This is a genomic window from Rhodococcus sp. USK13, from assembly GCF_018343855.1.
Classification (GTDB): Bacteria; Actinomycetota; Actinomycetes; order Mycobacteriales; family Mycobacteriaceae; genus Rhodococcus_F; species Rhodococcus_F oxybenzonivorans.
Window position 1 is genome coordinate 5,789,195 of the sequence record NZ_CP069242.1, and the last position, 14,102, is coordinate 5,803,296.

Here is a 14,102-nt window from a genome sequence, read left to right on the forward strand (position 1 = left end):
TGCACACCGGCTTCTGGGCAGATCGCTCTCTAACTACTGTCCCAGAAAGTCGACGGACGCGCCGCGACCGCTTCGGCCGGACGCAGTTCTAAGCTCTCCGCATGAGTCTCTCGGTCCGCGCGGTGCTGCTACTCACCACGGCGTTGCTGATGACCGGGTGCGCAGGCTCGGTGAGCGGATCCGCCGATACCGCGGCCGCCCCGTCGACCGCCTTTTCCGCCACTACCCCGTCGAAAACGACCACGTCGACGCCCCCTACTTCGATGCGGAGTGCGGCCCCGTCAACTCCGAGCGTGGTTCCCAGTGCAGTGACGAGCGTGCCCGCAAGAACCCGGGAAGTCGATCCGCAGCATTACGCGGGTACCGCGGCGGGGAGCTCCTACTTCACGACGCCCAGTACGAAGTTCCACTGCGCGATCCTGACCGGCGGCGACCTCCCGACGGCAGGTTGTCACGGCCAGATGCCGGAGTCGGCTCCGGAGGTTCCCGGATCCGGCGCCCCCGACATCCCGGTACCGCCCAACGCCGTCGAAGTGACTGGTTCCCGCTCGGGTCAGTTCATCAGCGCGGGTGATCCGCGGTACTACCCGCTGGGCGGTTCGCCGGCCACCGTTCTGCCGTACGGCAGGTCGCTACGCGTGAATGATCTGACCTGCCACGTCGAGGAGACCGCGGGCGTCACCTGCACGAGCGACGCCGGGCACGGATTCACCGTGTCCGACAGGAAGTTCCGCGTGTGGTGAAGGGCCCCTCACGACGGCGCAGCCGGGTGCGTACGGTGGCATCCGCTGTCAGTGGTTTCGCAGGGCATCAATCAGCTCACCTTTGCGTTTCGACGAGTATCCGGATAGTCCGACATCCTTGGCTTTCTTCTTCAACTCGTCGACGGTCCAGTCCTCGTACGACTGCGACTTTCCGCCCTTACGGCCGGTTCCGGAGCGCCCGCGCTTGGCGGCCGCGTTCGCGATCCGCGCCGCTTTCTGCTTCGACGCGCCGTCCTTGCGTACTTCCTCGTATACCTTCTCGTCTTTGATCGATGACCGCGGCATGGTGTGTCTCCTCGATGGGAAAAGGTCCGGCACTGTCCGATTACCCGGGCGGCTGTAGATCACACAAGATGACTCGGCGTCACGCCGGCCGGATCAACGATGGTGGTTCCGGGGAATCAGCTTGTCGTCAATGCGGTGACGGTCGCCGACGTCTGTGACGAGCGGGGTGTCAGCGGATGCACTGCTGTGACGGCGTGCATCGGAAGTGGCGGCTCCCCCGGAGCGGCATTACGGGTACGGAAGCTGCTCGCCGCCGCGGGCCGCCAGGATCGGCTCCACGACGCCGATCTCCTCGCTCTGCTCCTTGATCATCGATGTCGCCAGCTGCGCCACCGCGCGCGTGGTGGCGTGCTGGGCGGCGTAGGAGGCCATGTCGAGGCCACCACGATGGTGGCGGATCATGAGCTGAAGGAAGGCCGTCTCGGCCGCCGGTCCCGTGAGCCGACGAAGCTCGTCCATCTCGGCCCAGCTCGCCATTCCAGGCATGTGGGCGCCGGAGTGGTGACGGTCGGTTCCCATCCACGCCATCGGTTGCGGGGAAGTCTGCGGTTGGTCGAGCAGCATGAGCCAGCCGCTGAGCACACCGATCTCCTGGTTCTGGGCGGCGGTGATCTGCGTGCACAGTGCATCGATCATGGGCTCACGCGGAGACGCCAGGGCGTGACACAGTTCGATCGCCTGCAGGTGATGGCTCGACATGTCCTGTGCGAAGCCCACTTCCAGAGGCTCGAGCGACATGGTGGCGGCGCGCGGCTGGTCGGGCTGGTGCTGCCACCATGCCCCGACGACCACGCCGAGAAGGACACACGCGAGCCCTGCGGCCGCATAAGCAAGACGTTTCATGTCAGCGGGTACACACCGTTCCGGAACTGCAGCGCCAGGAAGCCGTTGTCCATGCACGTCACCCATAGTTGGTCGCCGCGAAACTCCGGAGGCGACATGCACCAATCGCTGGACATGTCGATTCCGATCGGCCGGGTACCCGGCCCGACCGCGTCCGCTCCGTTGATATCGCCCTCCAATGCGGCCCGCGCGACCGCGATCGAACCGATCAGCGGAAGGCCGACTATCGAGCCCAGAGTCGCGTGCGTCGAGTTCTCGAGCCGACCGGCCTTGTCCGGTTGCCCCGGCGGAACGAAGTACGCGATCTCCTTGATGTCGTGCAAGTCGCGGACGTCGAAGACGCGAATACCGGATTGGATCCAGCCGCAAGCCAGCGCCGTGGGGTCCACGGGCCGATCCACACTGCAATAGTGCGCGTCGTAACCGAAGGCGCCGTTGCCACCGTTGTCCTGGGCCCACACGTCCATGTTCTGCGGCAGGTTCACCTCGAGCTTGATCGTGTTGATCAAACGCAGATTCGCATCATCGGACGAGTCGATCACCTTCACGCCACCGGATCCGCCTTCGTCCACGGTGAAGATGACCGGTGCGCCGTCCACGGTGACGGGGATGGTGTGCTGCGTCAGCTGACCGTCCGACCACAGTCTGCGGCCCACGTGCGGCACTACGGGAAAGAGATCGCGGCGCTGAACGGCGCTGATGTCCAGCACGGTGATACCCGCCAGCGTCGAAATATACATGCGGTTTCCATCAGGCGTGATCCCGAAGCCGTGGTTCGACACACCGGTCAGGCCCGTCCAGACCACGCGGGGTTCGGCGGGGTTGCTGACGTCGACAGCCGACAACTGGCCGCCGGCAGTGCCTGCAGCCCAATATGTCCGGCCGTCCGGCGAGAAGCCGCCCTCGTGCGTCGTGATCGGCAGCGGGAGCGACAGCTGCGTTCCCGTCCCCGGATTGAGGAGCCGCGGACGCGTGCAGTCCTGGGATACGTCGTAGATCGAGAATCCGCCGATGCCGGTCAACAGTCCGACGCCCGTGCCCGCGAGCAGACCGCGCCCTGGATCGACCTTGAGCGACTCCCAGGTGCCGGCCTGCATCGGCGGCTCGATCAGGGTCCCGGTGTGACGCGGGCGGGCCGGGTCGGATACATCCACTACCTGGACGCCAGGGCCTGGGCGGTCGAGCCGGGTGGGAATATTCGATCCCACATACACGCAGTTGCCATACGCGGCGCTGACGATTCCCGCCCCTTGACCCTGGAGTTGGCCGACCAGTCCGAGGTTGCACGAGTACGGTTCCTGGCTGCGTCCACTCCGGCGGTCCGCGAGCGGCACCTGCCCTTGTATCCCCGACTCCTGATCCGACCCCGGTCCGCACTCGGCGCGATCGACCGCTGTGCGTTGGACGGAAAGGAAATCCGTCACCGGGTCTGCGACCGCGGGCGCGGCAACGAGCCAGACAGCGAGGACTCCAGCTAACGCGGCAACCCGGCGACCTCGGTGGGAGCGGTGTGAACCCATGCGCGACATGCTAGGTATTTCACACCAGAAACACCGGCGTTTCTGGAAAACAGTTCGATTCTTCGATTCGCGCACCGGCACCGCGCCGAAACGGTGCCGAGGGTGTAGCGACGCCGAACAGGCTCGGTGCACGTCTACCCTGGCACCATGCGCGAGTCGGCAGGATCCACAGCCATTGAGCCACTTCCCGCAGGCCGCCATCGGCTCGACCCGACGGCGGTAGCGGCCTCCCAGCGGTACCGCATCGACATTGCCGCCCTCGACGTTCTGGCCGAAAAAGGCTACGCGGCAGCAACAGTGGCCGACATCATCACTTCCGCGCGCGTGTCCCGACGCACGTTCTACGAGTTCTATGCGAACAAGGGTGAGTGCTTCGTCGCCGTGTGCGCGCTCGCGACCCGGATCATGGCGGAAGAACTCGACGCGGCCACAGACACCTCGCTGCCCTGGCAGCTGCAGCTGCGCGCCCACATTCAGCGCTACCTCGAAGTCCTGGCCGCACAACCCGGCGCAGCGTATGCCCTCACTGTGCAGACGTTCGCCACCCCCGAGCTTCGGCAGGCCCGCGAGGCGATGTTCGACAGTCTTCTCGATCGAATGCGCGGACTTCATCAGCTCGCCCGTCAGCAAGATCGCACGCTCCCCCACCTGCCCGACGACCTTCTGCGGCTACTTGTCGGGGGCTTCGACGAACTGTTGCGCACGAATCTGCGCGCGCGTGACGGGCACAGTCTTCCGTCGCTTGCTCCGATGATGACGCGGGCAGCGATAGCGATCCTGCAGAGTTCCGGAACAGCGGAGCGCTGACGGATGTCGACGTCGCCGAAGCCCACCCGACTCACCCTCGATCCGGAAGTATTGCTCGCGGCCGCGGTTGCCCAAGCGGAACTGGGCGCCCGGGAGGGCGGCATCCCGATCGGCGCCGCCCTCTTCGCCGGCAACGGAGACCTCCTCGGCAGTGGCCGCAACCGTCGCGTCCAACACGACGACCCCTCGGTGCACGGTGAAACCGATGCCTTCCGGGCCGCCGGACGTCAGCGTGACTATCGCTCGACCGTCATGGTGACGACGCTGTCGCCGTGCTGGTACTGCAGTGGACTGATCCGCCAGTTCAACATCGGGGCGGTCATCATCGGCGAGAGCGTCACCTTCACCGGAGGGCACGAATGGCTCCGGGAGCACGGGGTCGATGTGACGGTTCTCCGCGATCAGCACTGCATCGACTTGATGACCGAGTTCATCGAGACCCAGCCGGAACTGTGGAACGAGGACATCGGGGTCGCCGACTGAGGGAAGCCTGCTCTGCGCAGGGTGGCCTGATCCTCACCCCGGGGTCGGTATCGGTACCGAGCACGCTCGCACAAGATGGAATCACGTCAGAAACACCGAGCTGACACCCTCGCCGCCTCCGAGAAGGAACACCAGATGTCGAAGAGTCGTTCACCCCGAACCCGCGTGATCGCAGCGCTCGTAGGAGCCGCCGCTGCATTGTCGATCGGGATGGTGGGTCCGGCGGCTGTGGCTTCCGCCGAGCGTCCCTGCAAGGTCAACTGCCATCAGCCGAATCCGAAGCCACTACCCAAGGACCTCGGAGACAGCTGCCAGTTCTGCACATCGACACCCGGCGGACCGGCGCAGCCGCCACCTCCGCCGCCGCCCCCGCCACCGCCGCCCGCCTGACAAAGACCAGCCGACACAGAGCCCCTCGCCCCGCACACGGAGCGAGGGGTGTCGGCGTGTCCGGGTCCGTGCGTCCCGAATCGACCGCATTCCGGCCAGGTGTTGCGCCCCACACGCGACACCCACCCCCTACCCTGAGTGCATGCGCATAGGAGCACATGTCCGCCAGGACGACGATCCGATTGGATACGGCGAGCGCCTGGGGGCAGACATCATCCAGATGTTCCTCACCGACCCCCAGAAGTGGAACAAACCGCCCACGCATCCGCGAACCGACGAGATCCGCGAGAGCCCCATCGACGTCGTCGTCCACTCCTCCTACGTGATCAACGTGGCGAGCCTCAACAACCGGCTCCGTATGCCCTCACGTAACGCTGTGGCGCAGCAAGCTCAGGCCGCCGCAGACATCGGCGCATTCGGACTGGTGGTGCACGGTGGCCACGTCCGCGACGGTGAGGACGTCAACGAAGGGATAGTCAACTGGCGCAAACTCTTCGAGCGCCAAGCCGACAAGGGCGGTTTCCCGGTGCCGATCCTCATCGAGAACACGGCAGGTGGCGACTTCGCGATGGCCCGCCACTTCGACGCGATCGACCGGTTGTGGCAGGAGGTCGGCGACTTCGGTGCCGGCTTCTGCCTCGACACCTGCCACGCCTGGGCCGGCGGTGAAGACCTGGTGGGTGTGGTCGAGCGGATCAAGGCCATCACCGGACGCATCGACCTCGTGCACCTCAACAACTCGCGGGACGAGTTCAACTCCGCGCGGGACCGGCACGCCAACCTCGCCGACGGAACCATCGACCCGGAACTGCTCGCCGAGGTCGTACGCACGGCAGACGCACCCGTAGTCCTCGAAACGCCGGGTGAAGGACTCGCCGAAGATCTGGCTTTTCTCCGGGAGACGGTCGGAAGCTAGCCGGTATGGCTAACCGCGGGACGAGCCGGGGAGTGCACGCGAGGGCCCATTCATCCACGTTCACGTATTCGGGCCGAAGTTGCCAGACTTTTCAGCACCGCCTGGTGTGGATCCACACCGGAGGTACCTTGACATCACTGCACACGTAACTGGCCACGTAGACAGTCAACCGGTTGGTACTGCCCAACGTATCTGGGTGAGTCGCAGCTTCGCCAGGGGTGGACCGGCGGGTATGCATATGAGGCAAAGCCATCGGCGGACGACTCGGTCAACAGATACTGTGTCGGTCGAGATCATGGCCGAGCCGCAGCCGTCGCGATCGCTTGGGCGCGCCCCAGCACGATGTGCGGTGCCCATCGACGAACCTCGGTGCCTGGTGGTCAGTATTCTTGTCACACGTTCGAGAAAAGAGTTTGCGGATGAAGAGAGCTGACGGCGTCGGCGAGTGGGTGGCATATTCGGGCATCGGTGTCCACGAAGTAATCCTCGCCATCACAAGGGCCGCGGACAGAAACCTCTTGGAAATCGCGGACGAGATCGTCGCACGACTCACTTTCGAGATCGCTGAGTTCACCGCCGACGAGCCCATTGTCGAACAGTTGAACGCTGGTGCCGCACACAACTTCGCCATCACCATGCGGATACTTCGACACGAAATCGAGATCGATCAGGTTGATCCGTCCGAACCTGCGAATGAACTTGCCCGACTACTCGCCCAACGCGAGATTCCGATCACCGCACTGGAGCACGCCTACCGCCTGTACCAGGACAGTGTTGTTCGATGGTGCCTTCGGGAGCTGGCGATCCGCAGTGACGACGCGGCCGTAACCGCACAGGCTGCATTGGAGATCACCACACTGGTATCTGCCCACGTCAACCTGATTGCCCAGAATTTGTTGACGACGTATGAGGCTGAGCGAGATGCATGGCGGCTTCGGCGGAGCGCCTCCCGCTCGGCACGTATCAAGGACATACTGGGCAACCAAGCGATCGATATCGCTTCAGCCGAGGCAGCACTTGGCTACCGCCTCAACCAATACCACATCGGGGTGATCGTGTGGACAGTACGGAGCGAAAGGCCCGATGACGAGCTCAGTCATCATGAAGGAGCGGTAATTGCACTCGCCCGGCACCTAGGCATCTCCGGCCACCCGCTGTTCGAGCCGCGCGACGAACACACCGGATGGGCTTGGCTACCCCTTGGACAACAAGACAACCTCGACCTCGAGAAATTCGCTTCGATCACAGCGAATTGGGACCAGCCAGTTTCGGTGGCGGTTGGTGCACCTCAGAAGGGCGTCGCCGGGTTCGTCCGCACTCACTCCCAGGCCAATCAAGCTCGAACTGTTGCCCAGGCCTCGCGCGTCCCGACCCCACGAATCATTTCCATTGCCGATATCGGCGCGGTCGCGCTGATGTGCAGCGACCTCAGCGCGACTCGCGCCTGGGTCGCCGAAGTTCTGGGTCCGTTGGCCGCTGATGATCCGGCGGCCGAGGATCTACGCACTACATTGCGTGAATTCCTTCGCACCGGTGGGAGTTATGCCGCCACCGCCACTGAGTTGCACATGCACAGGAACTCCGTCGTCTACAGGATCCACAAAATCGAAGATCAGCTCGGCCAGAACGTGCGCGAAAGACGGCTGGAACTCGAGAACGCTCTAGAGTTGTGCTTCTGGCTCGGCGGGGCGGTGCTCGCTCCGGACCCGGACAAAGCCGGGACATCCTGATTACTGGTCTATAGCCGGCACCGAGAGGCAACCGGACACGTCGGACGACCCGCGAAGGGCGTCTCTGCTTCCTGTAGGGGCCACGCGAGGAAGCGATCACCTAGTCGCACGCTCGGTGCCGGTGCTCGCGCACGCTCATGCCGGACACCTGGGCAACGTGCAGTCGGCAACTGAGGTCTGTCGCGCACCAATGCAGCCGCCGCCGGTGAGTGTCGGACGCAGCCCAGATTATGACAACCCACACAGCCGTTACCGAATGTGATGGGGCGCACAAAACTGGACCACATCTGTGTGCGGCCAGCACGGTGATATGCCGCCGGCACCCTCTTAGCGTCTAAGTAACAACTTCAATCCTGCCGACGCGACGACATGTGGACACAGAGCCGGGAGGCGGCCAGAACCTCTCGGAGACGAAAGATTTCATGCCACCAACGCTACCGCCGCAAAAGCAGAAGACAGAACGCTTTGACGGGTAGCTCACCGTCCGGGAACAGCCGGACGCCCGCGTGACCGGTTCGTTCGCGAAAGAAAACAGAGAAGGGGACTTCCAGATGTCGAACCGACACCTGCTTGTCATAGGCAATGGCTGCGGTGGTACCGAAGCGGCATTTGCCGCACGCACCTCCGGATGGGAGGGACCTATTACCCTGCTGGGTGACGAGAGGTTTCAGCCATACCATCGACCACCCCTCTCGAAGACCTACCTCAAGGGTGAAGTCACCGCAGAATCATTGCACCTGCGGGGCGACGTGGCATATGAGCGCAGTGCGATCACCCTCCACGCAGGCCATCGCGCTCAGGCGATCGACCGCAAGCATCGCAAGGTCGCAATGTCCGACGGTACCGAAATCGGATACGACGAGCTGATTCTTGCAACGGGAGGCCGACCGCGGACGCTTCCGGTCGCAGACGCGCTTCCCCAGAAGCCCTCGAATCTCCACTATCTCCGCACAAGGACTGATGCAGACGCGCTTCGAGATGAACTGCACCCCCAACGGAGCGTCGTTATCATCGGCGCCGGATACATCGGTTTGGAGGTGGCCGCGGCCGCCGTCCGGATCGGCATGACCGTCACCGTGCTGGAGGCTGCGTCCCGCGTACTAGCTCGCGTTACTGCACAGCCGATCTCCGAATATTACGAGGCCGTTCACCGTGAGGCGGGGGTCAATATCCTTACCAACTGCGTGGTAGAAGGGCTGGAGACTCGAGGAGACGGCCGCATCGAAGCAGTTCGCTGCTCGGATGGCACACGACTCGCCGCCGATCTGGTCGTCGTCGGTATCGGGCTGATACCGAACAGTGAATTGGCCGCAGAAGCAGGCCTCGAGGTCGATAACGGCATCGTGGTCGACGACGACCTTCGCACAGCTGATCCCCACATCATGGCTGTAGGAGATTGTGTTCGCCAGTACAGCCATTTGTACGACCGCTTTGTCCGTGTCGAGTCGGTCCCCAACGCACTCGAACAGGCACGCAACGCCGCTGCCGTACTGTGCGACAAGCCGACCCGCCCGACTGGCGCTCCATGGTTCTGGTCCGATCAGTACGACCTGAATCTGAAGATGGTCGGCCTGTCGGAAGGGTACGACCGCTTGGTGTTACGAGGAAGGCCCGAAGACCGTTCCTTCAGCGCCTTCTACGTAGTGGGTGACCGAGTGCTTGCGGTGGACACAATCAACCGACCTGCCGATTTCAACGTGTCCAAGCGACTTATCTCGGAGCGAATTCCTGTGACCGCGGACCTGCTCGCAGCGAGCGACGTTTCGCTCCGGGATCTCGTCACTTCGACACAACCGTCAATTGCAAGTTCCACAGCCAGAACCTAGGAGGTTTACCGACCATGCCGAAAGCAACCTTCATCTCCCCTGACGGAAACCACGACGAACTGAGCGTCGCGTCCGGAACCACTCTTATGCAAGCTGCAGTCGGGCACGGCATCCGTTCGATCGTGGGTGACTGTGGTGGCAGCGGTGCCTGCGCAACCTGCCACGTCTACGTGGAGCAGGAGTTCCTCGACAAGCTCACTCCCATGGATTCCAACGAGCAAGAGATGCTCGAATGCGCCTCCTCCCCCGTGCAAGACAACAGCCGATTGAGCTGCCAGATCGCGATGCACGACCACCTCGACGGAATCACCGTCGAAGTCGCCCCGACCCAGTGGTAGTTGACCGAACAGACGCAAACCAAACAGTACTGATCAGCGGTTCTTAATGCCGCACACGTCGACAGACAGATGAAGGAGCTCACATGAGAATGCAGGACAAGGTCGCACTCATCTCGGGCGGCGCACGAGGTATGGGCGCTTCCCACGCTCGAATGATCGTCGCCGAGGGCGGGAAGGTCGTCATCGGCGACATCCTTGATGACGAGGGCGAAAGTCTGGCAAAGGAACTGGGAGCGGACAAGGCGGTCTACACACGACTCGACGTTACCGATTACGCCGATTGGCAAAACGCTGTCGACCTGTCAGTGAGGACGTTCGGCAAGCTGAACGTCCTCGTGAACAACGCGGGCATCGTCAATATGGGGTCGCTGACCGACTATTCCATCAAGGAATGGGACGACATCATCGCCGTGAATCAGACCGGACCGTTCCTGGGCATCAAAGCCGCCACGCCGTCGCTGATTTCGTCTGCGCCATCGTCCATCATCAATATTTCGTCGACCGCCGGCTTCCAAGGCATCGCCGAACTTCACGGCTACACGGCCTCCAAGTTCGCCGTGCGTGGTCTGACCAAATCGGTCGCGCTCGAACTGGCCCAGCACGGCGTTCGGTCGAACTCCGTCCATCCCGGGACCGTATCGACGCCGATGAACGCCGACTTGGATGTGGCGGACTTCAACCCGATGAAACGCATGGGCAGCGTCGAGGAGGTTTCACAACTGATCATCTACCTCGCCAGCGACGAATCCAGCTTCGTTACTGGGGCCGAATTCCTCATCGATGGAGGGGAACTGGCGGGCATGGGGCCGCTCAGCTCGAAATAGCACCACCTGAAGATAGACAGCAACAGAGACCGAACGGTCCCACATCACCAACAAGCTATAGCGGAAGTGAGCGAATAATGGGAACAGCACCTGAAACGATCGTCCCAACCCCCGCAAGTAACTTGCCGGCGAATGTTTCGCCGGACCGGGTGGTTGATTTCGACATGTTCAACCCGCCCCACATCGACCAAGGCGCCCAGGAGGCATGGAAGCACCTCCAGGATCCCGGCATGCGCGATCTCGTGTGGACTCCCCACAACGGTGGGCACTGGATTGCAACGCGGGGCTCACTGATCCAGCAAATGTTCACGGACTTCGAGCACTTTTCGAGCGAATGCCCCTTCCTGCCCCGCGAGGCGGGCGAACAATACAGTTTCATTCCCACATCGATGGATCCGCCCGAGCAGCGACCGTATCGGCGCATTCTCAACGCGAGCGTCGGACCCCATACCATCGACCGCATCGGCGATGACATCAGGGAGACCGCACGGGCACTGATTGGGGACATCCGCACCACCGGCAGTTGCGACTTCACCAAGGAGTACGCGGAGGTCTTCCCGATCAAGATCTTTCTCATGATCGTGGACCTTCCGCTCAGCGATGCCCCGAAGCTGAAGTACATCGGGGATCAGATGACCAGGCCTGACGGCTCGATGAGTATGGGCGAGGCAATCGATCTCTTCTTCGAGTACCTGTCACCCTTTATCGACGCTCGTACGGAGAATCCGGGCGATGACGCGATCAGCACCGTCGTGCAAAGCCAGGTCAACGGCCGACCGATCACCAAGGACGAGGCACTGAAAATCTGCGGCCTTCTTCTGCTGGCAGGGCTGGACACCGTGGTGAACTTCTTGAGCTTCACGATGCACTTCCTGGCCACGCATCCTGAGGAGCGGCGCGCCCTTGTCGCTGATCCCCAGCTGATACCGACCGCCACCGAGGAGTTGCTGCGGCGCTTCGGATTGGTATCCGATGCCCGCCTGATCAAGAAGGACATCACCATCGACGGCGTCGATCTCAAAGCGGGCGACATGGTGGCGTTGCCGACCATGCTCTACGGTCTCGACGACCGCAAGAACAAGTGCCCGATGGATGTCGACTTCGGTCGGGAGGAAATCGACCACATTACGTTCGGTCACGGCGTACACCATTGTGCGGGCGCTCATTTGGCGCGTGTCGAAATTCAGACGACCTTGGAGGAGTGGTTGGGGCAGATTCCCGAATTCGAGGTTGCCGACCCGTCGGGGGTGGGCTTCCAGTCAGGAATCGTGAGCTCCATGACATCGGTTCCATTGCAGTGGACTACTGATTAATCGAAGACACGCCGCGATCGACATACTGGCCGATCAACGCCTCTCAGGAACGAGGGCAGTGCACCGTAGGTGGCATTCGTAGCGGATGCCGCCGAGGGAGTGGCCTCACGGCTATCAAGGGTCTCCCCTTATTCGCCGTGAGCCACTCCCTCGCCGCGGGCGCTGTCGTTCCGCATGTGTCTGCCCGTCGCGATGACTCGACATCGAACCGATCGATCACCGAGGAGAATCCTCCCAGTGCGCACATCTACGTTGACGTTGACAAGTCGCGACGCAGCTGCGATTCTGGTCACAGGGGAAACGCCGCCTTACGAGAACGTGACCAAGGCAGGACTCCGACGTCCGTTCGCCCCCAAGATTGGAGATGCACGCATGAGTAATTCGGTGACCCGAGTCCAGCAAGCTCTGTCCGACCTCGCCGCCGGCCGGACCGTTGCGCTCGCGGGCAGTGCGGGCGGCGATCCCGATGGCTACCTGCTCTTGGCGGCGGAGAAGGCATCCCCTGCCGCGCTCGCATCGATGGTCCGCCATAGCTCTGGTTTCGTCTGTGCGGCGGTCACCCGGCGTGTCTGCGAACGTCTCGGGTTGCCACCGATGGTGGGGACGATCCCGGACCAGGCCAGCGACTGGTATACCGTCTCGGTGGATGCGATCGCTGGGGTGGGTACGGGGATTTCTGCCGCCGACCGGGCACGCACCCTCGCAATGCTCGCCAACCCCGACAGCGCGACCGGCGACTTCACCCGCCCCGGCCATGTCGTACCGGCCCGGGCGCGCGAGAACGGGGTACTCGAGACCCGCGGTCCAGCGGAAGTCGTAACGGACCTCGCTCGTGCGGCCGGTCTACGACCGGTCGGCGCCTTTGCTGCGCTCGTCTCGGAGAAAGATCCCACCCGCATCGCGAACGAGGACGAAACCCGTGATTTCGCTCAGGCACAACAATTGACATGGTTGTCTGCGGACGACGTTGTCATCTATCGCCGGGTATCCGAACTACACGTCCGATGCACCTTCACCATCACTCGGGAAAGCCCTTACGGCGAGCTACTCACCTCTGGATTTCGGAGTGAAGTGACCGGCACCGATTACATCGCCTACCGAATCGGTCGACCCCAGAGTGCGGACGCGCCATGGATCCACGTTCACCGCGAATCAGACTTCGCCCCGCATGCCGACTCCACAGACCCTGATCGTCAGGCCATGTTTGCGCGGATAGCCGCACACGGTGACGGCGTAGTACTGATCGAACGCAACACGAACGACCTCGATTCGTACACCCTCACCTCAGAGCAGCAGGACCGCAGACGCATTGACCGGAATGCGGACATTGCACAGGTAATCCGAGAGCTCGGAATTTCGTCGTTGCAGCTGCTGGACCCGCCAGCCGATCTTCTCGGGACCCTGGAGATCATGGGAATCGAGGCGTCGGTGCTGTCCCAAGCTGATGCGGGTTCGACTGTGAAGGCACGGACCTGCACTACGACAAGCACCGCACACACCGTCGCCGGGCTGGTGCGACATGGTGACCAGCGGGGTCGTGAACTCGGCTTCCCCACCGCGAATCTCGAACTCGACACCGAAGCGGGGAGTCCCTCGTCCGAGGCTCACCTGGTGGATGGCGTGTGGGCAGGTCACTGCGCGCTTCCCGATGGCAGGTCGATCCCCGCCGCAGTTTCGATCGGTCGACGTTCGACATTCTACGGCCGTGTGGGGACGCGATTGCTGGAGGCACATCTACTCGATTTCGATGCGAATCTTTATGACCTCGAAGTCACCGTGCATCTCGAATACTGGATTCGCGGCCAAGCGACCTTCGCCTCGAAGGAAGAACTCATTGCCGCGCTCGAGGACGATGTTCGGCGCACCAAGGAGCTTCTGTCCGACACTTATCCCACCGCCGGATAGCTGAGCGGATCCCTGACGGAGACGGAACCGATCAGCGACGTGATGAATGCGTGCCATAGTTCGGCGGCTGGCGCGATCCTCGATCAGTGACCGCTCCAGAACCTTCGTCGCGACTCCGCAGAATCCAGACGACGTGTCACGACTGGCTGCGCTCAACC

14 protein-coding genes are annotated in these 14,102 nt (G+C 62.8%); 11 read left to right on the top strand and 3 right to left on the bottom strand.

Annotated features, from left to right (window positions below; translation table 11 throughout):
- Positions 1-101: 101 nt before the first annotated feature.
- Positions 102-743 (top strand): hypothetical protein, encoded by a 642-nt coding sequence (locus tag JQT59_RS37330; protein ID WP_249353932.1) that lies wholly within the window; start codon positions 102-104, stop codon positions 741-743.
- Between the two features lie 48 nt (positions 744-791).
- Here the strand turns inward: JQT59_RS37330 and JQT59_RS29100 are convergent, their stop codons facing one another.
- From JQT59_RS29100 to JQT59_RS29110, 3 genes are all read right to left on the bottom strand, one after another.
- Entirely contained in the window at positions 792-1,049 is a 258-nt protein-coding gene (locus JQT59_RS29100; protein WP_109328146.1) for a DUF7218 family protein, read from the bottom strand.
- A gap of 228 nt (positions 1,050-1,277) precedes the next feature.
- Positions 1,278-1,892 (bottom strand): DUF305 domain-containing protein, encoded by a 615-nt coding sequence (locus tag JQT59_RS29105; protein ID WP_213572996.1) that lies wholly within the window; start codon positions 1,890-1,892, stop codon positions 1,278-1,280.
- A complete protein-coding gene (locus JQT59_RS29110; RefSeq protein WP_213572997.1) occupies positions 1,889-3,412 on the bottom strand; it encodes an LVIVD repeat-containing protein in 1,524 nt (507 codons plus the stop codon). Before JQT59_RS29110 ends, JQT59_RS29105 begins: the two co-directional genes overlap by 4 nt.
- A 147-nt stretch (positions 3,413-3,559) precedes the next feature.
- Between JQT59_RS29110 and JQT59_RS29115 the strand changes: the two genes are divergently transcribed.
- The 10 genes from JQT59_RS29115 (at position 3,560) to JQT59_RS29160 (ending at position 13,944) form a co-directional block, all read left to right on the top strand.
- Positions 3,560-4,219 (top strand): TetR/AcrR family transcriptional regulator, encoded by a 660-nt coding sequence (locus JQT59_RS29115; protein WP_213572998.1) that lies wholly within the window; start codon positions 3,560-3,562, stop codon positions 4,217-4,219.
- A gap of 3 nt (positions 4,220-4,222) precedes the next feature.
- Positions 4,223-4,702: a nucleoside deaminase gene (locus tag JQT59_RS29120; RefSeq protein WP_213572999.1), complete on the top strand. Its 480-nt coding sequence runs from the start codon at positions 4,223-4,225 to the stop codon at positions 4,700-4,702.
- A 135-nt stretch (positions 4,703-4,837) separates the two neighbouring features.
- The gene (locus JQT59_RS29125) at positions 4,838-5,092 is read left to right on the top strand and encodes a hypothetical protein (protein WP_213573000.1); all 255 of its coding nucleotides are present in this window, start codon (positions 4,838-4,840) and stop codon (positions 5,090-5,092) included.
- Between the two features lie 142 nt (positions 5,093-5,234).
- Complete coding sequence (locus JQT59_RS29130) at positions 5,235-6,008, top strand: deoxyribonuclease IV (RefSeq protein WP_213573001.1); 774 nt, start codon at positions 5,235-5,237, stop codon at positions 6,006-6,008.
- A 419-nt stretch (positions 6,009-6,427) separates the two neighbouring features.
- Positions 6,428-7,738 carry a PucR family transcriptional regulator gene (locus JQT59_RS29135; protein WP_213573002.1) on the top strand — a complete coding sequence of 437 codons (1,311 nt, stop codon included), beginning with the start codon at positions 6,428-6,430 and terminating at the stop codon, positions 7,736-7,738.
- Between the two features lie 506 nt (positions 7,739-8,244).
- Entirely contained in the window at positions 8,245-9,564 is a 1,320-nt protein-coding gene (locus JQT59_RS29140) for an NAD(P)/FAD-dependent oxidoreductase (RefSeq protein ID WP_249353934.1), read from the top strand.
- 14 nt (positions 9,565-9,578) lie between these two features.
- A complete protein-coding gene (locus tag JQT59_RS29145; RefSeq protein ID WP_109328131.1) occupies positions 9,579-9,902 on the top strand; it encodes a 2Fe-2S iron-sulfur cluster-binding protein in 324 nt (107 codons plus the stop codon).
- An 83-nt stretch (positions 9,903-9,985) separates the two neighbouring features.
- The gene (locus tag JQT59_RS29150; RefSeq protein WP_213573003.1) at positions 9,986-10,726 is read left to right on the top strand and encodes an SDR family oxidoreductase; all 741 of its coding nucleotides are present in this window, start codon (positions 9,986-9,988) and stop codon (positions 10,724-10,726) included.
- Between the two features lie 164 nt (positions 10,727-10,890).
- The gene (locus tag JQT59_RS29155) at positions 10,891-12,039 is read left to right on the top strand and encodes a cytochrome P450 (protein ID WP_213573004.1); all 1,149 of its coding nucleotides are present in this window, start codon (positions 10,891-10,893) and stop codon (positions 12,037-12,039) included.
- 372 nt (positions 12,040-12,411) lie between these two features.
- On the top strand, positions 12,412-13,944 hold the full coding sequence (locus tag JQT59_RS29160) for a 3,4-dihydroxy-2-butanone-4-phosphate synthase (protein WP_213573005.1): 1,533 nt from the start codon (positions 12,412-12,414) through the stop codon (positions 13,942-13,944).
- Positions 13,945-14,102 lie beyond the last annotated feature (158 nt).